The sequence below is a fragment of the Pantoea sp. DY-5 genome (assembly GCF_019795955.1).
In the GTDB taxonomy this organism is placed as follows: Bacteria; Pseudomonadota; Gammaproteobacteria; order Enterobacterales; family Enterobacteriaceae; genus Pantoea; species Pantoea leporis.
The window spans coordinates 165,213-186,975 of sequence record NZ_JAIMIE010000002.1 but is presented as its reverse complement, the minus strand read 5'-3'; the positions used below and the strand labels follow the sequence as shown (position 1 = coordinate 186,975).

Below are 21,763 nucleotides of genomic sequence, written 5' to 3'. Positions count from 1 at the left end.
TCCTCTCTTGCATTACTCTAGCTGAACCGTTTCAGTTGTGAATAAAATCGTGCATCTCACTCGTGCGGGTAAGCAATAATTCCCTGTACAAAACGGTGTGAAACGCTCAGGCTAATCGGCACGTTTTTTCGGGTGTGGTTGAAGGTAGAGATGACCGTTCGCGTAGCAATAAATGGTTTTGGTCGTATCGGGCGTAATGTGTTGCGTGCCCTGTATGAAACCGGTCGCCGGGCTGAGATCACCGTGGTCGCCATTAACGAGCTGGCAGACGCCGCCGGCATGGCGCATCTGCTGAAGTACGACACCAGCCACGGCCGTTTTGCCTTTGATGTGCGCCAGGAGCGCGATCAACTGTTTGTTGGCGACGACACCATTCGCATCCTGCATCAGGCTGAAATTGATGCGCTGCCGTGGCGCGAACTGAATGTGGATATCGTGCTGGATTGTACCGGGGTGTACGGTAGCCGCGCTGATGGCGAAGCCCATTTGGCGGCGGGTGCGAAAAAAGTGTTGTTCTCGCATCCGGGCGGCAACGATCTCGATGCCACAGTAGTATTCGGTGTTAACGAACAAGCTCTTAAACAAACTGACCGCATTGTCTCCAACGCATCCTGCACCACCAACTGCATTATTCCGGTGATCAAGTTGCTGGATGACGCCTTTGGCATTGAGTCGGGCACCGTGACCACCATTCACTCGGCAATGCACGATCAGCAGGTGATCGACGCCTATCACAGCGATCTGCGTCGTACCCGCGCCGCCAGCCAATCGATCATTCCGGTAGATACGCGTCTCGCTGCTGGCATTACCCGTATTTTTCCGAAATTTAACGATCGCTTTGAGGCGATTGCCGTGCGCGTGCCCACCATCAACGTGACAGCCATTGATCTGAGCGTGTCGGTGCGCGAAGCGGTGAAGGCGTGTGAGGTCAACGCGTTGCTGCAAAACGCGTCAGAAGGGGCGTTTCGTGGTATAGTTGACTATACGGAATTACCGTTAGTCTCAGTAGATTTTAACCATGATCCGCACAGTGCCATAGTCGATGGCACGCAAACGCGGGTCAGTGGTCATCACCTTATCAAAACGCTGGTTTGGTGTGACAACGAATGGGGCTTTGCTAACCGCATGATCGACACCACGTTAGCAATGGCCGCAAGCGGTTTCAGGTAAGACGCGGACTGCGTCTGGCAAAACTTATGAGAATCAACGAGAGGGTTCACCATGTCTGTAATTAAGATGACCGATCTGGATCTTGCTGGTAAACGCGTTCTGATCCGTGCCGATCTCAACGTGCCAGTGAAAGAAGGGAAAGTGACGTCAGATGCACGTATTCGTGCTTCTCTGCCTACCATCGAAGCGGCGTTGAAACAGGGCGCGAAAGTGATGGTTACCTCTCACCTGGGTCGTCCGACCGAAGGTGAATACAACGAAGAGTTTTCCCTGCTGCCGGTTGTTAACTACCTGAAAGATAAACTGAACGGCACCAACGTTACCCTGGCAAAAGATTACCTCGACGGCGTTGAAGTCGGCGCGGGTGAATTGGTTGTGCTGGAAAACGTGCGCTTTAACAAAGGCGAGAAAAAAGACGAAGAAGGGCTGTCGAAGAAATATGCCGCACTGTGCGACGTGTTCGTGATGGATGCCTTCGGTACCGCGCACCGCGCACAGGCTTCTACCCACGGCGTGGGCAAATTTGCCCCAATCGCGTGTGCCGGTCCGCTGCTGTCAGCTGAGCTGGAAGCGCTGGGCAAAGTGATGAGTAATCCAGAGCGTCCGCTGGTTGCTGTGGTTGGCGGTTCTAAAGTGTCGACCAAATTTGATGTGCTGCAGTCGCTGGTGAAAATTGCTGACACCGTGATTGTTGGCGGCGGTATCGCGAATACCTTCGTGGCGATCGAAAACAACGTCGGTAAATCACTGTACGAGCCAGACTTCGTTGAAGCAGCGAAAAAACTGCGTGACGAGCACGGCATCCCGGTTCCTACTGATTCTCGCGTAGGCACGGAATTCTCTGAAACTGCACCGGCAACCGTGAAAAAGGTTTCCGAAGTGGCGGATAACGAAGAGATTATGGACTTCGGCGACGAAACCGCACAGGCGATGGCTGCGATTCTGAAAGGCGCGAAAACCATTCTGTGGAACGGCCCGGTTGGCGTGTTCGAGTTCCCGAACTTCCGTAAAGGTACCGAAATCGTGGCAAATGCAATCGCCGATAGCGATGCATTCTCAGTGGCAGGCGGCGGCGATACGCTGGCTGCAATCGATCTGTTCGGTATCGAAGATAAGATCTCTTATATCTCTACCGGCGGCGGCGCATTCCTCGAGTTCGTGGAAGGCAAAAAACTGCCAGCAGTTGCTATGCTGGAAGAGCGCGCGAAGCAGTAATTCTTTGGGGGCGACGCTTTGGCGTCGCCTGAAGGCTAGCCCTTTATGGGGCAAACAAATCGCAATCCCTTCGGGGATGAACGGTAACGAAACGGGACACAAACATGTCTAAAATTTTTGATTTCGTAAAACCCGGCGTTGTCACTGGTGACGACGTTCAGAAAATTTTCCAGGTAGCGAAAGAGAACAAATTCGCTCTGCCAGCAGTTAACTGCGTCGGCACGGATTCTATTAACGCGGTATTGGAAGCTGCGGCCAAAGTGAAAGCGCCGGTCATCGTTCAGTTCTCCAATGGTGGTGCTGCCTTCATCGCCGGTAAAGGTTTCAAAACCGACAAGCCGCAGGGCGCGGCTATCTTCGGCGCTATCGCGGGTGCATACCATGTGCATCTGATGGCTGAACAGTACGGTGTGCCAGTAATCCTGCATACCGACCACTGCGCCAAGAAACTGCTGCCGTGGATCGACGGTCTGCTGGACGCGGGTGAAGAGCACTTCAAGAAAACCGGTAAGCCGCTGTTCTCTTCTCACATGATCGACCTGTCTGAAGAGTCACTGGAAGAGAACATCGAGATCTCTTCTAAGTATCTGGCGCGCATGGCCAAACTGGATATGACCCTGGAAATCGAACTGGGTTGTACCGGTGGCGAAGAAGACGGCGTGGACAACAGCCACATGGACGCTTCTGCGCTGTACACTCAGCCAGAAGACGTTGATTACGCTTATACCGAGCTGAGCAAAATCAGCCCACGTTTCACCATCGCGGCTTCATTCGGTAACGTGCACGGCGTGTACAAGCCAGGCAACGTGAAACTGACGCCAACTATCCTGCGTGATTCTCAGGAATACGTGACCAAGAAACACAATCTGCCGCACAACGCGCTGGACTTCGTGTTCCACGGTGGTTCAGGTTCTTCTGCTGCAGAAATCGAAGAGTCTATCGGCTACGGCGTGATCAAGATGAACATCGATACCGACACCCAATGGGCAACGTGGGACGGTATTCTGCAGTACTACAAAAAGAACGAAGACTATCTGCAAGGCCAGCTGGGTAACCCAAATGGTTCAGATAGCCCGAATAAGAAATATTACGATCCACGCGTGTGGCTGCGTTCTGCTCAGGCTTCAATGGTTGTTCGCCTGGAGCAGGCTTTCAAAGAGCTTAACGCTGTCGACGTACTGTAATTTTTCCGTACAGTACAAAAAAGGGCCCGCAAGGGCCTTTTTTTATGCGTCTCATCCAGAAAATCCCACGAATTCAGGCCATTTTTGGCGCTTCGCCTTATTTTTGTTTACCCTTGTATTCGGAGTGTCGGAGTCAATCTGGCAGTTTTTGGCAATTTCCCGCGGGAAACTCAACAACAGGGCTAACAAATGGAAGATTTACATGTCGTTGATGGCATTAATAGTGCTGGTGGATGGCTGATACGTAATCAGGCGTTGATCCTGAGCTATGCGGTCAATATTGTGGCGGCGATTATTACCATCATCATTGGTATGTTCATTGCGCGCATCGTCTCCAATGCGATTAACCGCGTTCTGCTGGCGCGTCATATTGATGCCACTGTGGCAGATTTCCTTTCTGCAATGGTGCGCTACGGAATTATCGCTTTTACCGTCATTGCTGCACTGGGACGCGTTGGCGTACAAACCGCCTCTGTGATTGCCGTGCTGGGTGCTGCTGGCTTGGCTGTGGGTTTGGCGCTGCAAGGTTCGCTGTCCAACCTGGCTGCTGGCGTGCTGTTGGTGACCTTCCGCCCGTTCAAAACCGGTGAGTTTGTCGATCTCGGCGGCGTGATGGGTACCGTACAGAACGTGCAGATTTTCTCCACTACGCTGAAAAGCGCTGATGGCAAAATCGTGGTGGTGCCTAACGGTAAAATTATCGCCGGCAATATCGTTAACTATTCACGTGAACCGATCCGTCGCAACGAGTTCATTATTGGTGTGGCTTACGATGCGGATGTCGATCAGGTTATTAGCCTGTTGCGTGAAGTGGTTGATGCGGACGAGCGCGTACTGCAAGACCTCGGCGTACAGATCGGCCTAAATGAACTGGCGGCTTCATCGCTCAACTTTGTGGTGCGTTGCTGGAGTAAAAGCAGCGATCTGCAAAACGTCTATTGGGATCTGATGAAGAACTTCAAACGTACGCTGGACGCGAACGGCATCGGCATTCCTTACCCGCAGATGGATGTGCATCTGCATCAGGTGAAGAGCGAGCAACAACAGCCTGCACGCAGCGAATAATAGAGAAGGGCACCTGCGGGTGCCTTTTTTATTACTCATTCTAATAGCCTATTAAATATTTCAATTTCCTCTAATATCTTCGCGTCACTATACTGCACCGCATCTCCCCAGTTATTAAGGTTATTTCCGTGTTATCTGTTTATTTACAAGGGCTTGCCCTTGGTGCTGCGCTGATTTTGCCGTTAGGCCCGCAAAATGCTTTTGTGATGAATCAGGGCATTAAGCGCCATTACCATCTGATGACCGCATCGCTATGTACCCTTAGCGATATTGCGCTGATCTGTGGTGGGATTTTTGGCGGCAGCGCGTTGCTGAATCAATCGCCTCTCTTACTGATGCTGATCACTTGGGCGGGCGTGGCGTTTTTGCTGTGGTACGGTTGGGGCGCGCTGCGCAGTGCATGGCAAGGTGATGTGTCGCTGGCTTCCGATGCGGAGATAAAGCAAGGGCGCTGGCGTATCATCGCCACCATTCTGGCGGTCACCTGGCTCAATCCGCATGTCTATCTCGACACCTTTGTGGTGCTCGGCAGCCTCGGTAGCCAGCTTCCCTCTGAAGACGCGCGTCGCTGGTTTGCGTTTGGCACCGTGAGTGCGTCAATCATCTGGTTCTTCGGCCTGGCGCTATTGGCCGCGTGGCTGTCGCCGCGGCTGCGCACCGTGCGGGCGCAGCGCATTATCAATTTGCTGGTCGGCGGCGTGATGTGGTTTATCGCCATTCAGCTGGCGCGTCAGGGCATTGCTGCTCTCTAATGCAGATGTAGTCCGTACAGTGCGGGCAGCGCGCCCGCACTGGCGAGCAACTCCAGCCGAATCTGACTAAAACTCACGCCTTCTGGCAGCATGTGATGGCACAGCGAGTGATGATTTTCCGTCACTTCAGCTAAAAGCATCTCATCCAGCCATACGCGATAATACGTGGTGCAATGCGGCGTGACCGCCTGCGTGTGGCCCATTTGCACCGTTTCCATCGCATGGTCGAAGTCGTTGTCAAACAGCAAGGTAATGCGTTTCGCCTGCTGCAGTTCATTCCAATGCCAGCTGACGTTGGGATGCGTGTCATCCTGCGCCGGCACCCAGCAATTGGTGTGCTGTTCCGGGCGCAGCTTGCCGTTGAGCAGATAATCGCGATGCCAAAGCTGCAGCGGCTTTTCCAGAGCAAAGGCCAGCAGGATTTGCTGTGGAGCCCGGCGCGGCAGCCAGAAATCAAACTCATCAACGCCATAATCTCCATCGTTAATCTGACGTGTGCGTTTCGCCACGCGCGTATTCAGACTGTTGAACACCATCATCACGCCCGGCAAACGCTGGCTGGTTAATGCAACCTCAATCGCAGCGTTCTCCTCAAAGGCGATAAACAGATAGCGATCACATTCGGCGCGATAATCAAAGTTCAGTCGATAAGTGCCTTGTTCAGTAACCGTGATGCTTTGCGTGGCCAGATGACAATCGCCGCAGGTATTCGCCGGATTATCGCTGGTGAGCAGCGATGCCTGTAATTTCTGCGTGTTGGCGGCGCGCAGCTGCACGCTGATTGGCGGCAAACGTTCGCCCGCTTTGAGCGGCAGCAGTAACGCACAGCGGGATTTCAGCGGCTGCCAACCGGCATCGGCAGGCAGGGCGCACAACTGTAAGGTGCTGCTCACCATGACATGCGCATCGCGCGCTGGGTTGGCCAACGGATGTCGAGGAATAAACGCACCCTGACGCAGCAGATGCTGCTGCAGCTGCCCAACGCGCTCAGGCTGCGCCAGTTCGGCGGGCGTGATCTGCTGTTGCTGGCACAGCGCCGCCGCGCGGCCCACCACTTCGCCCAGCACGCCGCAGGTGCACATGACGCGTGCGCTGCCAAAGGCGACGTGCGTAGCGGAGATCAGTCGGCCGGTGAGCAGCAGATTGTCCAGCGACTGGCTGTAGAGCGCGCGGAAGGGAATGGTGTAAGTCCCTTTGCTGTGGAACTGACGACAGCCATCGTGTTCGCTGTAGACGCCGTCGGCCGGATGCAGATCAATCGACCAGCCACCATACGCTACTGCATCATAGTGGTCGCGTTGTTCGATGATGTCCTGTTGGCACAGCATCGTCTCGCCGAGAAAACGCCGGCTCTCGCGCTTGCCGGGAATCAGGCCCACCCATTCGATGGTGAGGTTATCGGCATCGGGAAATTCCCCGGAGTTTTTAATGTAATCCCACACGCCCCAGACAATTTTCCACAGTTCCCACTTGATGGTTTCGCTCTCATGCACGGTATCGAGCCGTCCGCCCCATTCCAGCCACCATAAATCGCAGCCGTTCAGCTCTGAACTCAGCCGTTTATAGCGCGGAATGGCGGTGATCTCTTTCAGTGCGAAAGAGGGCGCAACGAAGCGTATCGGTTGTGCCGTGCGCTTGGTGTAGAAGTAAATGGAATGACCGAGCTTGTGGCCGAAATTCTCGCCCGGCGCCATCTTCTCGCCAAACTCCTCCACCGATTCCGCGCCCACGCGATGCGCCGCACCGGCCAGATAGCCCAATACGCCATCGCCGCTGGCATCGATAAATTGTGTAGCCGAAACCCGATAACGCGTTTGATTAATGGCGTTAAACGCCTGCACTGACAGCAAACGGCGGCCAGATTTTTCGATATCGGTCACCACCGTATTGAGCAGCAAAGTCAGGCCGGGCTGCGCCTGTACGATGTCCAGCAGCACCATATCGAACAGTACCGGATTGCCCTCTTTATTGCGCCACAGGTTCTCCTCCATGATCTCGCCCATGATGCCGCCTTCGCGCGCCCAGCGATTGTTATTGCCCATGTGTGAGGTCGCACCGTTGGCCCACAAGCGCACTTCGCTGGAGGCGTTGCCGCCCAGCACCGGGCGATCCTGAATCAGCACCACATCAAGGCCATCGCGTGCGGCGGCCAGCGCGGCACACACGCCCGCCAGTCCACCGCCGACGATCAGTAACTCCGCTTGTAGTCGTTGTTGCGGAAAGTGGCGCTCATTTTGCGTAGAGAAAGTCTGCATCATTTCATTCCTCTGACTCTAAGGCTAAGATTGGAGTTTGCCCGCCGCAGGTGATCTATGTCTTCTCAACCGAACCAAAGCCTGATTGACGGTATTCGCTGTCTGCAATATCTGGTGTCCAGTGACAAGGCCGTGGGTTGCCGTGAACTGGCGCGCCAGATGGGGATGAACAGCACGCGTGTGAATCGACTGCTGATGACCATGGCGTCGATTGGACTGACGACGCAGGATGAGCATCGACGCTATCTGCCTGGCCCCGGTATTCACGCGCTGGCGGCACAGGCGATTCGCGGATCTTCGCTGTTCGCGCAGGCGTTGCCGCAGCTGGAACGCCACGCGCCGCGCGATATCGTGGTGGCGCTGGGCGTGCTGTGGGAGGATCAGGTGATCTATATCTGGCACTCGGAACCCGGTGAACGCATCAACGCCAGCCAGGCGCTGGCCGGTTTCCGTATGCTGCCCGCGTGGCAATCGGTGATTGGCGTGTCGTTGCTGGCGGCGGAAAGTGACGAGGCGCTGCGCCCGCGTTTTAGCGAAGAACAGTGGCTGCAAATCGCGCCGCTGCTGGCGCGTAAGCGTGCTGAGGGTTACCTGATCTGGCATCGCGATGATGGCGAAATCAGCATGGCGCAGCCGATTGATCACAATCGCGCGGCATTGGCGTTCGCCAAAATCTGGCAGGACGATGAGGCGCACCTCGCGCAGCGCCTGCAACAGTTGCAATCGCTGGCGCAAACCGTGTTCACCCCGCGCTAACATGATCGATTTTCCCGACAATAAACAGGTAACTGCAGATGCCAATCGCGGCCAGCACGGCGATAAATGCCAGGGCTGGCGCGAAGTTATCGCCGTCGATTAACGCACCAATGGCAATCGGCACCACGATGGATGACAGCGCACCGGTAAAGTTAAATACGCCGCCCGCCAGACCAATCAAGTGGCGCGGTGCCAGCGCCGTGACAAACACCCACGTAATGGTCGCCAGGCCGTTGCCGAAGAACGCCAGCGACATAAACAGGATAATCAGCGTGGAATCGTCGGTGTAATTGGCACCAAGGATAAACAGCGTCAGGAACAGGCCGAGGATCACCGGCAGTTTGCGCGCCACGCTGGCGGAGACGCCACGACGTATCATGCGATCCGAGGCAAATCCGGCCAGCAGCACGCCGCAAAAGGCGGCGAAGTAGGGCACCGAAGCCACATAACCGCTTCTGATGAAGCCCATGTGGCGATACTCCACCAGATAAGTTGGGAACCAGGTGAGGAAGAACCAGAAGGTGGCGGAAATGGTGAACTGGCCAATATAGATGCCGACCAATTTACGACTGCGGAACATCTGCGCCAAATCGCCCCAGCGCGCTATGGGCTGCTGCGAATTTTGTCGACTCTCCAGCAGCGCACCGTTGTCACGCAGATAGCTGAGCTCAGCTTTTGACACGCCTTGATGCTGATTCGGCTCGCGGTAGAGCCAATACCACACCAGCGCCCAAATCATCCCCGCAAGTCCGGTGATCAAAAACAGTCCGCGCCAGCCAAAAGCATCCTGCAGATGAAACAGCAGCGGCGTCATACACGCCAGGCCGACAAACTGCGCTGAGGAGTAAATGCCGATGGCACTGGCGCGCTCTTGCTCCGGAAACCAGCTGGAGATCACCCGATTGTTGGAGGGCATCACTGGCGCTTCAAAGGCGCCGACGCCGAGCCGCAGACCAAACAGCGCGCCAAAGCTGCTGGCAAGCGCATGCAGCGCGGTGATCAGCGACCAGGCAAACAAACCGATGCCATAGACCACGCGCGCACCCAGGCGATCGATGAGGAAGCCGCCGGGGATTTGCAGCGCAGCGTAGATCCAGCCGAAAGCAGAGAAGATCAATCCCATTTCCATCGGCGTGAAGCGCAGTTCACCGGCGATTGCTGTAGCAGCAACCGACAAGTTAGTACGATCCATGTAGTTGATAATGATGTTAATAAACACCAGACCGAGCATCAGAAAGCGCGTGCGTCCCGCGCGAACGCTAACGGCAGTTTGGCTAAGCGGCTGTTCTGTCATTGGCAACTCTCCCGAACTCAGAGGTGTTTCTTTAATAGAAACGTTTAAGTGTTTTTTTGGCGAATCTGTACCGCTAAATTTGCGATCGCGGCTACGTTTAAAAGGAGATTGCTCGAACTTTTGAGCCGTTTACTAATCAGATAAGCACACATGTTAATGTGTTTTAGGTTTAGCCATAATGGCGACCTGCAAATTGAATCTCTCAAGGAGGACTTTCGTGAAACTGAAAGCACTGGTGCTAGCCGCCGTAATGAGCACGGGCGCACTTTCCGGTTTAGTTCAGGCAGGCGAATTGCCGAATGGACCGCATGTGGTGACTTCTGGACAGGCAAGCGTTGATGCCACGCCAGATCTCGCGACGCTCGCTATTGTGGTGAATGTTTCGTCGAAAGACGCGGCAAAAGCGAAGAAACAAGCTGATGACCGCGTGGCGCAATATTTCGATTTCCTGCAAAAGAACGGCATCGAGAAAAAAGATATTGATGCGGCAAACCTCAGCACGCAGCCGGAATACGATTACACCAAAGATGGCAAATCGGTACTGAAAGGCTATCGTGCCGAGCGTCAGGTACAGGTGACGCTGCGCCAGCTGGACAAACTCAACGAGCTGTTGGATGGCGCATTAAAATCTGGCCTGAATGAAATTCGTTCGGTCGAGTTAGGTGTGGCGAATCCGGACAGCTATAAAGAGAAGGCGCGTAAAGTGGCCATCGCGAATGCTACGCAGCAGGCGAACGCGCTGGCAGAAGGGTTTAACGCTAAGTTAGGTTCGGTTTACAGCATCCGCTATCACGTTGCGAACTATCAACCGATGCCGATGGCGCGCATGTATAAAGCCGCCGCTGCACCTGCTGATACCACCGCGCAGCAAACTTACGAGCAGCAGAGCATTCACTTTGACGATCAGGTGGATGTGGTATTCGAAATCAAACCGAATACGCCGTAAAACTTTAATTCAGGTCGCCATGAATGGCGACCCTACGGTTATTGGGTGCGCATTGATGCGCACCTGCAATCATATGCAACGCATTGCTTAAACGGGCAACACATCCTGACGCAGCACACGATGTCCGTGCGCAATCAGCGCGTCGGTGACGCTGCGCATCAAACGACTTTCAGGCGCAAAGCGGTGCCAGTACAGCATACGACGCTGATACAGGCCTGGCGTCAAATCCACCAGTTCACCTTGCGCCAACTCGCGCTCAATCTGCAGATGCGGAATCATACAGCACACCGAACCCTGACGCGCCAGCTGCACAAAGGCTTCTGACGAGTTGACGATGTGGCAGGGCACGCTGCCCGGCGACAGGTCAAAGTTCTGCTGTAAAAACGCCTGATGCATATCATCCAGATGGTCAAACGCCACCGCCGGCGCTTTCAGCAGCGCAGAGCGCGTCACGCCGTTCGGGAAATAGCGTGCAGCAAAATCAGGTGATGCGCAGAACAGATAATCGAGCGCGCCCAGTTGATCCACCAGACAGCTCGGCAGCGGCTGCGGCTGAATACTCACCGCGCCGACCACTTCACCGCGACGCAGACGTTCCTGAGTGCGGGTTTCATCTTCCACCTGCAAATTCAGGCGCACTGGCGAATCGGCCAGCACGTCTTTCAGCGCGGGTAGCAGCCAGGTTGCCAGACTGTCGGCGTTGACAGCCAGCGACAGCAACAGCGGAGTGGTTCCACCGTTATCATCACCCAGCCACTCCTCTTCCAGCAGCTCAACCTGATGCAACAACGCCAGTAATTTTTGTCCCTGCTCGGTCGGACGCGGCGGCACGGTGCGCACCAGCAGCGGCTGACCAAATAAATTTTCCAGCTGTTTAATACGCTGCGAAACCGCCGATTGGGTGATGCAGAGTTTTTGTGCCGCACGCTCAAAGCCGCGCTCGCGAATCACAGCATCCAGCGCCTGAAGCGTTCGATAATCCGGGCGTTTCATTGTTGTTCTCTCTCGTTCAGGGTGGACGTTACTATGCCATAAAACTGTCAAATTGTGCTGCGGCTCATTTTTGCGGGCTGGCTTCCAAAGCGTTAAATCGGCTGTCTAACAGTCGCGCTTTTTTACAGCGCCTTGTTTTATACTACGCGCACTTCGATGTCGCACAGGTTTTAAACATACCATGACCCAGGATGAACTGAAAAAAGCGGTAGGTTGGGCAGCCCTGCAGTTCGTAGAGCCCGGCACCATTGTCGGTGTAGGTACGGGCTCAACGGCAGCGCATTTCATTGATGCACTCGGCACCATGAAGAATCAGATTGAAGGCGCGGTTTCCAGTTCGGAAGCCTCGACGGAGAAACTGAAAGCGTTGGGCATTCACGTCTTCGATCTCAACGAAATTGATGAGCTGTCGGTTTATGTAGATGGCGCCGATGAAATCAATCCGCAGATGCAGATGATCAAAGGCGGTGGCGCAGCGCTGACGCGTGAGAAAATCGTTGCAGCGGTGGCGAAGAAATTCATCTGTATTGCCGATGCATCGAAAGAAGTCGATGTGCTGGGCCATTTCCCGCTGCCGGTTGAAGTGATTCCGATGGCGCGTTCGTATGTGGCGCGTGAACTGGTCAAACTCGGCGGCTTGCCGGAGTATCGCCAGAACGTCATTACCGACAACGGCAACATTATTCTCGACGTGCATAATCTGCGTATTCTCGATCCCATCGAGCTGGAAAAAACCATCAATGCGCTGCCGGGCGTGGTGACCGTTGGCCTGTTTGCGGGACGTGGTGCCGATGTCGCGCTGATTGGCACCGCTGACGGCGTCAAAACCATCGTAAAATGATCTGTCCGGCGCGCGTGATGCGCCGGTTATTTCCATCCGCAAAACATCTTTTCTCACCAGGCTGAAATTTGGTGACTTATGTCACAAAAGCTTCATCAGCAGTAAGTTCGTACTTCGTCCATTAAGGATGTCACGATTTTGTACGGCATTGTGCTGTCTCCGCGTGGGCGCGTGCTGGCTCCCAGGCAATCGTTTGTATTGCTGCGCACGAAATTTTTGATATTTTGACAGAAGGCTACCTTATGGTAGTCCTCATTGAATTCTGAATAGGGTCGGGAAATGGCAAAGGTATCACTGGAAAAAGACAAGATTAAGTTCCTGCTGGTGGAAGGCGTTCACCAGAGTGCGCTGGAAAACCTGCGTGCAGCAGGCTACACCAACATCGAGTTTCACAAAGGGGCGCTGGATGCGGAGTCGCTGAAATCCTCCATCCGCGATGCGCACTTCATTGGTATCCGTTCCCGTACCCAACTGACTGAAGAGATCTTTGCTGCCGCTGAAAAGCTGGTAGCAGTCGGCTGCTTCTGTATCGGTACCAACCAGGTTGATCTCGCTGCAGCGGCGAAACGCGGTGTGCCGGTGTTCAACGCGCCGTTCTCCAACACCCGTTCTGTTGCAGAGCTGGTGATTGGCGAAATGCTGCTAATGCTGCGTGGCATTCCGGAAGCCAACGCCAAAGCGCACCGTGGCATCTGGAATAAAGTCGCCAACGGTTCGTTTGAAGCACGCGGCAAGAAACTGGGCATCATCGGTTACGGCCACATCGGCATGCAGCTGGGTGTGCTGGCAGAGAGCCTCGGTATGCATGTGTTCTTCTACGATATCGAAAGCAAGCTGCCGCTGGGTAACGCCACTCAGGTGCGTCATCTCTCCGAGCTGCTCAACATGAGCGACGTAGTGAGTCTGCACGTTCCTGAAACGCAATCCACTCAGAACATGATTGGTGCCGAAGAGCTGGCGTTAATGAAGCCAGGCGCGCTGCTGATCAACGCCGCGCGCGGTACCGTGATCGATATTCCGGCGCTGTGTGATGCCCTGGCGAATAAACATCTGTCCGGTGCCGCTATCGACGTCTTCCCGGTCGAGCCTGCTACTAACAGCGATCCGTTTAACTCACCGCTGTGCGAGTTCGATAACGTGATCCTGACGCCGCACATTGGTGGTTCAACGCAGGAAGCGCAGGAAAACATCGGTATCGAAGTGGCTGGCAAGCTGGCGAAATACTCCGACAACGGTTCTACGCTGTCTGCGGTTAACTTCCCGGAAGTTTCACTGCCGATGCATGCGGCAAGTGCTAGCCGTCTGCTGCACATTCATGAAAACCGTCCGGGTGTGCTGACCGCTATCAACCAGATTTTTGCCGAGCAGGGCATCAACATCGCCGCGCAATATCTGCAAACCACGCCAATTATGGGCTACGTGGTGATCGATATTGATGCTGAGCAGGATGCAGCGGATAAAGCGCTGCAGGCGATGAAGGCGATTCCGGGCACTATCCGCGCCCGTCTGCTGTACTGATTAAACAGGGCGCCATTGGCGCCCTTTGTTTTTCCTGCTCACGCTTCCCACTGCCACAGTTTCGATGGCGTCAGTATCGCGGGGAGCGGCACATCCCAGGCGGCAACCGGCAATGCTTCTACGCGCTGACAATCATGTGCGATGCCCACCGGCAGAAAACCATGCTGCTGCCAGTTTTGCAGCGTGCGATCGTAGAATCCGCCACCCATTCCCAAACGTTGGCCAGCATAGTCAAACGCTACCAGCGGCACCAGCATCACATCCAGCTGATCCAGCGTGGCCAGTTGCGTGATATCCAGCGGCGGTTCCGGGATGCGAAGTTTATTTGGCGCGAGTGGCGTTTCTGGCGTGTAACGGATAAACAGCAGATTGCCCGGCGAGAAGGGATGAAGCACCGGTAAGTAAACCTGCTTTTTTTGCTGCCAAAGTTTGGCGATCAGCGGGCGGGTGTTGATCTCTCCATCGACAGATAAAAACAGCGCAATGCGTTGGGCATTAGCGATCGGTGCAATGTTGATGGCGTGTTCAGCCAACTGATCGGCGGCTTGTTCCTGTTGCTCAGACGTGAGATTACGGCGCAAATGGCGCACATGCTGACGGATGTCTTGACGGTCGAGAAGGGAGGGCGCTGGCATGATATCTAAATCCCCGGAATAATCGCTTCTTAAAAGCGATTATATCATGCGAACCGGGGAAACAGACTTGCTACTAAATGGAGATCTCCGAGATGCCGCCGCAGGCTGTAACCCTTGAACCCTTGGTTCAAGGTGAACATGCCGTCACAACTATTAGGCTTCTCGGACGGACCGAGCATGCGCACAAATTGTGGAGCGTCACATTCTGTTGGTATGAAATATCGGCTCAGGGGACTGGCCCGCTTGCAAACATCTCAGAGAAAATTTACTTCACCGTCACTATAGCATGAGTGACCATGAAGCTTTATTCAAAATTAGGGCCCTGGCGGTCAGTTATGCGACCTTGCTCTACTAACGCTTGTTCAATGGTCTGCTGCAGCATGCGGATACGTTGTTCCATGTTTGCTGCATAGTCGCGCGTCTTACCTTTCTCTTGTGCCAACTCGTGGCAGATGTTTAACGCGGCGATGAACACCAGTTGCTCTGTATTGGTGACTCTAGTGCGAACTTTTAAATCTTGCAACCGTTGATTGAGATCCTCTGCGGCCAGATTCAGCGCATCTTGCTGTTCAGGCGGGCAATTCACTCTTAACGAACGACCAAAAATTTGAATATCTACTGGTTGTGCAGACATGCCACCATCCTAACTGATTACTTCGATCGCATCTCCCTTACCGGTCAATGGGTTGGGAGGTGCGAAACTATATATACCCGAGTTATAAGTTACAACCCCTTTTCTGGAAACCCAGAGGCACCTGGTGGTAGCATAACACGAACTTATTCTGCCAACGACGACCAAAGCTTATGTCTTTACAGAACGCAACGCCGAGTTACAACGCGCTGGCCGCGGCCCTTTCACAGCAGGGCGTGGGCATGACGCCAGCCGAAATGCATGGTCTCCTTTCCGGGATTCTGTGCGGCGGCAATCAGGATACCAGCTGGAAAACCATGGTTCACGATCTCACCAACGAAGGCATGGCGTTTTCGCAGAGCCTGTCTCAGCCGCTGCAGGCGCTGCATGAAAGCCTGGCGACCACGCTGGAAGACGAAGGTTTTATGTTCCAGCTGATGTTGCCGGAAGACGATGACATCACGGTATTCGATCGCGCGGATGCGCTGGCCGGTTGGGTAAACCACTTCCTGCTCGGTTTGGGTGTCACGCAGCCGAAGCTGGAGAAAGTGACCGGCGAAACTGGCGAAGCGATTGACGATCTGCGCACTATCGCACAACTTGGCTATGACGAAGATGAAGATCAGGAAGAGCTGGAGCAGTCACTCGAAGAGGTGATTGAGTACGTGCGCGTTGCCGCTCTGCTGTGCCATGACACCTTCACGCGTCCGCATCAGCCAACGGCACCAGAAGTACAGAAACCTACGCTACATTAAGCGCGTCAATGCGGGTGCGTTGTGGCCCGTCTTCAACAGGGAGTGCAAACATGATTACCTTGGATACGTTTCAACAACGTCGTCAGGCGCTGATTGCCCGCATGGCGCCAGGCAGTGCGGCGTTAATTTTTGCTGCACCTGAAGTGACGCGCAGCAACGACACCGAATACAGCTTTCGTCAAAACAGCGACTTCTGGTACTTCACCGGTTTTAATGAACCGCAGGCGCTGCTGGTCTTAATCAAAAGTGATGATAAGCACAATCACAGCGTGCTGTTCAATCGCGTGCGAGACCTGACGGCCGAAATCTGGTTTGGTCGCCGCCTTGGCCAGGATGCCGCACCGGCGAAACTGGGAGTCGATCGCGCTTTGCCGTGGGATGACCTCGGCGAGCAGCTGCATCAACTGCTCAACGGCCTGGATGTGGTTTACCACGCGCAGGGCGAATACGCAGAAGCCGATCAGCTGGTGTTCAGCGCGCTGGACAAACTGCGTCGCGGCTTCCGTCAAAACCTTAGCGCGCCCGACACAGTTACCGACTGGCGTCCGTGGGTGCACGACATGCGCCTGTTCAAAAGCGCAGAAGAGATTGAGATTCTGCGCCGCGCCGGAAAAATCAGCGCGCTGGCGCACACGCGAGCGATGCAAGCCTGTCGTCCGGGCATGTTTGAATATCAGCTTGAAGGCGAAATTCATCACGAATTCAATCGCCACGGCGCGCGTTTCCCCTCGTACAACACCATTGTCGGTTCCGGCGAAAACGGCTGTATTCTGCACTACACCGAAAACGAATCGGAAATGCGCGATGGCGACTTAGTGCTGATTGACGCAGGCTGTGAATTCCACGGCTACGCGGGCGATATCACCCGCACCTTCCCGGTCAACGGCACCTTCAGCGAGCCGCAGCGCGCCATCTACGACATCGTGCTGGTTTCGCTCAACAAAGCGTTGTCGATGTTCCGTCCGGGCATCAGCATCCATGACGTCAACGACGAGGTGGTGCGTATTATGATTACCGGCCTGGTCGATCTCGGCATTCTGGATGGCAATATCGATACGCTGTTTGAAGAGCAGGCGCATCGTCCTTTCTTCATGCACGGTTTGAGTCACTGGCTGGGGCTGGATGTGCACGATGTCGGCCATTACGGCACGACAAGCCGCGACCGCGTGCTTGAGCCCGGCATGGTACTGACGGTTGAGCCTGGCTTGTATATCGCGCCAGATGCAAAAGTACCGCCACAATATCGCGGCATTGGCATTCGCATCGAAGATGACATCGTCATCACCGCCGACGGCAACGAAAATCTCACCGACAGCGTAGTCAAAGACGCTGACGCAATTGAAGCCTTGATGGCGGCGGCACGTCACGCATGAGCATTTTGATTGCCGGCGGCGGCATGACCGGTGCGACTCTGGCGCTGGCGATTTCACATCTGACGCAAGGCCAACTGCCGGTTACTCTGATTGAGCGCAGCCAGCCCGACAGCCGCGCACATCCTGGCTTTGACGGACGGGCGATTGCCCTGGCGGCTGGCACCTGTCAGCAGTTAGCAGATATCGATCTGTGGCGCTCGCTGGCCGATAGCGCCACGCCCATCACCGATATTCACGTTTCCGATCGCGGTCATACCGGCTTCGTTTCGCTTAAAGCGCAAGATCATCAGTTGCCTGCGCTCGGTCAGGTGGTTGAACTGTTTGATGTCGGCCAGCGGCTGTTTCAACGCCTGCAAAAAGCGTCAGGCGTCACGCTGCGCTGCCCGGATCATGTAACTTCGGTAGCGCGTACGGCGGATAATGTGCAGGTGATGTTGAACAGCGGCGAACAGCTGGCAGGCGCATTACTGGTGGCCGCCGACGGTTCGCGTTCACCTTTAGGCGCGTCCTGCGGTATCACCTGGCAACGCGACGATTATCAGCAGTTGGCGGTTATCGCCAACGTGTCGACGCAGTTGCCGCATCATTGCCGCGCCTTTGAGCGCTTTACCGAATACGGCCCGCTGGCGCTGTTGCCGATGTCCGGCAACCGCATGTCGCTGGTGTGGTGCCACCCGCTTGAGGCGCAAGCAACGATTAAGCAGTGGGATGATGCGACCTTCCTGCAAGAACTGCAGCGCGCATTCGGCTGGCGTCTGGGGCGCTTCACGCATACCGGTCAACGCGAGCATTATCCGCTGGCGCTGCAAACCGCTGAACGTCAGGTGACACATCGTCTGGCGCTGGTGGGCAACGCGGCGCAAACGCTGCATCCAATCGCCGGACAAGGCTTCAACCTGGGTCTGCGTGATGTGATGTCGCTGGCGGAAACGCTGGCAGGCGCATATCGTCAGCAGAAAGATCCCGGCAGTTTCGCGGTATTACAGCATTTTGCCGCGCGACGTCAGCCCGATCGTGCCGCCACTGTTGGCGTCACTGACGGTTTAGTCCGACTGTTTGCTAACCGCTATGCGCCGTTGGTAGCAGGACGAAATCTTGGGCTGGTGGCGATGGACCATCTGCCTTGGCTACGGAATCCACTTGCCGCGCGCACGCTCGGCTGGGTTAAGCGTTAAGCACGAATTAAGGGGCAGCAATGCAAACTTTTGATGTGGCAATTGCCGGAGGCGGCATGGTGGGTTTGGCCGTCGCCTGCGGACTTCAAGGCAGCGGCTTACGCGTTGCCGTGCTGGAAAAAGCACCCGAGCCACAGTTTGATCCGGCGGCCAATGCGTCGATTCGCGTCTCCGCCATCAACGCTGCCAGTGAACGTCTGCTGCAAAAGCTCGATGTGTGGTCGAGCATTCTGGCGCTGCGCGCCAGCGCCTATCACGGCATGGAAGTGTGGGATCAGGACAGCTTCGGCTCAATCAGCTTTGATGACGAGCAGCAGGGTTTATCGCATCTTGGCCATATTATTGAAAACGAAGTGATTCACAGCGCGTTGTGGCAGCGCGCCAGTCAGAGCAGCGATATCGCGCTGTTTGCCCCGGCGCAGCTGCAGCAAGTGGCGTTTGGCGACAACGAAGCCTTCATTACGTTGCAGGATGGCAGCATGATGAGCGCACGTTTGCTGGTGGCGGCCGACGGCGCGAATTCGTGGCTACGCGATAAAGCGGATATCCCGCTGACTTTCTGGGATTACGAGCATCACGCGCTGGTGGCGAACATCCGCACCGATATGCCGCATGATGCGATTGCGCGTCAGGTGTTTCACGGCGACGGTATTCTGGCGTTCCTGCCGATGCAGGATCCACACTTATGCTCGATCGTCTGGTCGCTCGCGCCGCAGGAAGCGGCACGCCTGCAATCAATGCCGGAAGCGCTATTTAATCAGCAGCTGTCGGTGGCGTTTGATATGCGTCTTGGCTTGTGTCAGGTCGAGAGTGAACGTAAAACCTTCCCGTTGACGGCACGTTATGCGCGTAATTTTGCCGCGCACCGTTTGGCGCTGGTCGGCGATGCCGCCCACACCATCCATCCGCTGGCCGGGCAGGGCGTAAATCTCGGCTTTATGGATGCGGCTGAATTAATTGGTGAAATTCGTCGATTGCATCTGGAAGGCAAAGACATTGGTCAGCATCTCTATCTGCGTCGCTATGAGCGCAGCCGCAAGCACAGTGCGGCGATGATGCTGGCGGGGATGCAGGGTTTTCGCGAGCTGTTTGCCGGCACCCATCCCGCGAAAAAGCTGCTGCGTGATGTTGGCCTCAAGCTCGCCGACACGTTACCTGGCGTTAAACCGCTGATGCTGAAACAGGCGATGGGGCTTAACGATCTACCCAGATGGATACGCTAATCATCTCAGCTGACGGCGCCCCATTGGGCGCCGTTTTTCTTTGCTGCACCCCAATGATGCAGCGATGCACCGCGATCGCGCCTCGTTTGATTTATTCTAATTTGACGCCTTAATTCGCATTAGATTAATTCATGTCATAGCCCTGCGCATGCCGGACCATTTCTTAATCCTGTGGCGTGTATTCCCTCAATTTGCTGCATGAAAGTAATTTAGTCGTATTTTGTGCGAGGCTAATCACAATAATGCAGTGATTTATGCTGGGCGTTGTTCGATGATTTGATGAAAGGTGGTAGTGTTTCGCCCTCGTTTTCCTCATGGTTAATTGCCACATTAGGTGATAACTTCAGCACAAAGAGAACGTTTGCGTCAGCCTCATTAGGCGACGCAGGCGCGTCACACTCACTTGTCTTTACAGGATGGTTATGACTCAGCAAACGCCTCTATTCGAACAGCATCAGGCATGTGGTGCACGCATGGTGGACTTCCACGGCTGGATGATGCCGCTGCATTACGGCTCGCAAATGGATGAGCATCACGCGGTGCGTAACGATGCCGGCATGTTTGATGTTTCCCACATGACCATCGTCGATCTGCACGGCGCACGCACCCGCGAATTCCTGCGCTATCTGCTGGCAAACGATGTCGCCAAGCTCACCCAGCCGGGCAAAGCCCTGTATACCGGCATGTTGAATGCCTCTGCTGGCGTCATTGATGATTTGATTGTTTACTTTATGAGCGAAGATTTCTTCCGTCTGGTGGTGAACTCCGCTACGCGAGAGAAAGATTTAGCCTGGATTAAACAGCATGCGCAGCCGTTTGGCGTTGAGCTGACCGAACGTGACGATCTGGCGCTGATTGCGGTGCAAGGTCCAAACGCGCAGCAGAAAGCACAAACGCTGTTGAGCGCCGCTCAGCGTGATGCCGTTGCCGGCATGAAACCCTTCTTTGGCGTGCAGGCCGAAAACCTGTTTATCGCTACCACCGGCTACACCGGCGAAGCGGGTTATGAGATTGCCATGCCAGCGACTGAAGCCGCCGCTTTCTGGCAGCAGCTGTTGGCCGCAGGCGTTAAACCGGCTGGACTCGGTGCGCGTGACACGCTGCGTCTGGAAGCGGGCATGAACCTGTACGGTCAGGAGATGGATGAGGGCGTTTCGCCGCTCGCCGCCAATATGGGCTGGACCATCAGTTGGGAACCTGCCGATCGCGATTTCATTGGCCGTGATGCTCTGCAAGCGCAGCGCGAGCACGGCACCGAACAGCTGGTTGGCCTGGTGATGACCGAAAAAGGGGTGCTGCGTAACGGGTTAACGGTGCGCTTCACCGATCAACAAGGTCAGCCGCAGCAAGGTATTATTACCAGTGGTTCCTTCTCACCAACCCTGGGTTACAGCATCGCGCTGGCGCGTGTGCCAGCCGGCATTGGTGAGCAGGCGATTGTGGAAATCCGCAACCGTGAAATGCCCGTGAAAGTTACCAAACCGATTTTTGTTCGCGCCGGTAAGCCGGTTGCCCAGTAATTTTTTTTCAGGAGAAATGGCCAATGAGCAATGTGCCAAATGAATTGAAATACCGCGATAGCCACGAATGGGTCCGTAAAGAAGCCGACGGCACCTTCACTGTGGGTATCACCGAACACGCACAGGAACTGCTGGGCGATATGGTGTTTGTCGATCTGCCAGACGTCGGTGCCACCTTCGCGGCCGGAGATGACTGCGCCGTTGCGGAGTCGGTGAAAGCGGCTTCAGACATCTACGCGCCACTGAGCGGTGAGATTGTGGCGGTGAACGACAATCTGGGCGATTCGCCAGAGCTGGTGAACAGCGCGCCGTACGCCGATGGTTGGCTGTTCCGCATCAAAGCCAGCGACGAATCAGAACTCGACGCGATGCTGGATGCCGATGCCTATAAAGCCGCAATCGACGAGTAACCGGTAGTGGCAGAAGGTGGCGCGCTGCGTCGCCTTCTTTTTTATCTGCCTG

At 55.2% G+C, this 21,763-nt stretch carries 20 protein-coding genes and 1 other RNA gene; 15 read left to right on the top strand and 6 right to left on the bottom strand.

Annotation, left to right across the window (positions count from 1 at the left end; all coding sequences use genetic code 11):
* Positions 1 to 150: 150 nt before the first annotated feature.
* The 5 genes from epd to argO all read left to right on the top strand — a co-directional run bounded on the left by epd (position 151) and on the right by argO (position 5,386).
* Complete coding sequence (gene epd / locus K5Y30_RS09050) at positions 151 to 1,170, top strand: erythrose-4-phosphate dehydrogenase (RefSeq protein WP_192236435.1); 1,020 nt, start codon at positions 151 to 153, stop codon at positions 1,168 to 1,170.
* Between the two features lie 51 nt (positions 1,171 to 1,221).
* On the top strand, positions 1,222 to 2,385 hold the full coding sequence (pgk, locus tag K5Y30_RS09045) for a phosphoglycerate kinase (RefSeq protein ID WP_222211091.1): 1,164 nt from the start codon (positions 1,222 to 1,224) through the stop codon (positions 2,383 to 2,385).
* 104 nt (positions 2,386 to 2,489) lie between these two features.
* On the top strand, positions 2,490 to 3,569 hold the full coding sequence (fbaA, locus tag K5Y30_RS09040) for a class II fructose-bisphosphate aldolase (protein ID WP_222185518.1): 1,080 nt from the start codon (positions 2,490 to 2,492) through the stop codon (positions 3,567 to 3,569).
* A 189-nt stretch (positions 3,570 to 3,758) separates the two neighbouring features.
* Positions 3,759 to 4,634, top strand: coding sequence for a small-conductance mechanosensitive channel MscS (gene mscS / locus K5Y30_RS09035; RefSeq protein ID WP_101761939.1), 876 nt, complete (start codon positions 3,759 to 3,761; stop codon positions 4,632 to 4,634).
* 128 nt (positions 4,635 to 4,762) lie between these two features.
* A complete protein-coding gene (argO, locus tag K5Y30_RS09030) occupies positions 4,763 to 5,386 on the top strand; it encodes an arginine exporter ArgO (protein WP_222211089.1) in 624 nt (207 codons plus the stop codon).
* Here the strand turns inward: argO and K5Y30_RS09025 are convergent.
* The gene (locus K5Y30_RS09025; RefSeq protein ID WP_370634194.1) at positions 5,383 to 7,641 is read right to left on the bottom strand and encodes an FAD-dependent oxidoreductase; all 2,259 of its coding nucleotides are present in this window, start codon (positions 7,639 to 7,641) and stop codon (positions 5,383 to 5,385) included. The genes argO and K5Y30_RS09025 overlap by 4 nt on opposite strands.
* Before the next feature lie 57 nt (positions 7,642 to 7,698).
* Here K5Y30_RS09025 and K5Y30_RS09020 point away from each other — a divergent pair, with 57 nt between their 5' ends.
* Positions 7,699 to 8,397 (top strand): transcriptional regulator, encoded by a 699-nt coding sequence (locus K5Y30_RS09020; protein ID WP_101761942.1) that lies wholly within the window; start codon positions 7,699 to 7,701, stop codon positions 8,395 to 8,397.
* On the opposite strand, the gene K5Y30_RS09015 is transcribed toward K5Y30_RS09020, so the two are convergent.
* Complete coding sequence (locus tag K5Y30_RS09015) at positions 8,384 to 9,691, bottom strand: MFS transporter (RefSeq protein ID WP_222211086.1); 1,308 nt, start codon at positions 9,689 to 9,691, stop codon at positions 8,384 to 8,386. The genes K5Y30_RS09020 and K5Y30_RS09015 overlap by 14 nt on opposite strands.
* A 217-nt stretch (positions 9,692 to 9,908) precedes the next feature.
* On the opposite strand from K5Y30_RS09015, the gene K5Y30_RS09010 reads away from it, so the two are divergent.
* On the top strand, positions 9,909 to 10,637 hold the full coding sequence (locus K5Y30_RS09010) for an oxidative stress defense protein (RefSeq protein WP_222185523.1): 729 nt from the start codon (positions 9,909 to 9,911) through the stop codon (positions 10,635 to 10,637).
* Positions 10,638 to 10,724: 87 nt separating this feature from the next.
* Here the strand turns inward: K5Y30_RS09010 and K5Y30_RS09005 are convergent, their stop codons facing one another.
* The gene (locus tag K5Y30_RS09005; RefSeq protein ID WP_008108259.1) at positions 10,725 to 11,630 is read right to left on the bottom strand and encodes a LysR family transcriptional regulator ArgP; all 906 of its coding nucleotides are present in this window, start codon (positions 11,628 to 11,630) and stop codon (positions 10,725 to 10,727) included.
* A 181-nt stretch (positions 11,631 to 11,811) separates the two neighbouring features.
* Here K5Y30_RS09005 and rpiA point away from each other — a divergent pair, with 181 nt between their 5' ends.
* Positions 11,812 to 12,471 carry a ribose-5-phosphate isomerase RpiA gene (gene rpiA / locus K5Y30_RS09000; RefSeq protein WP_222211084.1) on the top strand — a complete coding sequence of 220 codons (660 nt, stop codon included), beginning with the start codon at positions 11,812 to 11,814 and terminating at the stop codon, positions 12,469 to 12,471.
* Positions 12,472 to 12,750: 279 nt separating this feature from the next.
* Complete coding sequence (serA, locus tag K5Y30_RS08995; protein WP_222185525.1) at positions 12,751 to 13,989, top strand: phosphoglycerate dehydrogenase; 1,239 nt, start codon at positions 12,751 to 12,753, stop codon at positions 13,987 to 13,989.
* 38 nt (positions 13,990 to 14,027) lie between these two features.
* On the opposite strand, the gene K5Y30_RS08990 is transcribed toward serA, so the two are convergent.
* From K5Y30_RS08990 to zapA, 3 genes are all read right to left on the bottom strand, one after another.
* Positions 14,028 to 14,624, bottom strand: coding sequence for a 5-formyltetrahydrofolate cyclo-ligase (locus tag K5Y30_RS08990; protein ID WP_137386396.1), 597 nt, complete (start codon positions 14,622 to 14,624; stop codon positions 14,028 to 14,030).
* Positions 14,625 to 14,704: 80 nt separating this feature from the next.
* A non-coding RNA gene (ssrS, locus tag K5Y30_RS08985) (6S RNA) lies at positions 14,705 to 14,888 on the bottom strand.
* 40 nt (positions 14,889 to 14,928) lie between these two features.
* The gene (zapA, locus tag K5Y30_RS08980; RefSeq protein WP_007890288.1) at positions 14,929 to 15,258 is read right to left on the bottom strand and encodes a cell division protein ZapA; all 330 of its coding nucleotides are present in this window, start codon (positions 15,256 to 15,258) and stop codon (positions 14,929 to 14,931) included.
* Positions 15,259 to 15,428: 170 nt separating this feature from the next.
* On the opposite strand from zapA, the gene K5Y30_RS08975 reads away from it, so the two are divergent.
* From K5Y30_RS08975 to gcvH, 6 genes are all read left to right on the top strand, one after another.
* Complete coding sequence (locus K5Y30_RS08975) at positions 15,429 to 16,010, top strand: YecA family protein (protein ID WP_101761948.1); 582 nt, start codon at positions 15,429 to 15,431, stop codon at positions 16,008 to 16,010.
* Positions 16,011 to 16,060: 50 nt separating this feature from the next.
* Positions 16,061 to 17,383: a Xaa-Pro aminopeptidase gene (pepP, locus tag K5Y30_RS08970; RefSeq protein ID WP_222211082.1), complete on the top strand. Its 1,323-nt coding sequence runs from the start codon at positions 16,061 to 16,063 to the stop codon at positions 17,381 to 17,383.
* On the top strand, positions 17,380 to 18,558 hold the full coding sequence (ubiH, locus tag K5Y30_RS08965) for a 2-octaprenyl-6-methoxyphenyl hydroxylase (protein WP_222211080.1): 1,179 nt from the start codon (positions 17,380 to 17,382) through the stop codon (positions 18,556 to 18,558). The genes pepP and ubiH overlap by 4 nt, the downstream gene beginning before the upstream one ends.
* A 20-nt stretch (positions 18,559 to 18,578) precedes the next feature.
* Positions 18,579 to 19,781, top strand: a complete 1,203-nt coding sequence (gene ubiI, locus K5Y30_RS08960; RefSeq protein ID WP_222211078.1) for an FAD-dependent 2-octaprenylphenol hydroxylase — start codon at positions 18,579 to 18,581, stop codon at positions 19,779 to 19,781.
* A 422-nt stretch (positions 19,782 to 20,203) separates the two neighbouring features.
* Positions 20,204 to 21,301, top strand: a complete 1,098-nt coding sequence (gene gcvT / locus K5Y30_RS08955) for a glycine cleavage system aminomethyltransferase GcvT (RefSeq protein ID WP_222211076.1) — start codon at positions 20,204 to 20,206, stop codon at positions 21,299 to 21,301.
* Between the two features lie 23 nt (positions 21,302 to 21,324).
* Positions 21,325 to 21,711 (top strand): glycine cleavage system protein GcvH, encoded by a 387-nt coding sequence (gene gcvH / locus K5Y30_RS08950; protein WP_110867991.1) that lies wholly within the window; start codon positions 21,325 to 21,327, stop codon positions 21,709 to 21,711.
* The last annotated feature ends 52 nt before the right edge of the window (positions 21,712 to 21,763 follow it).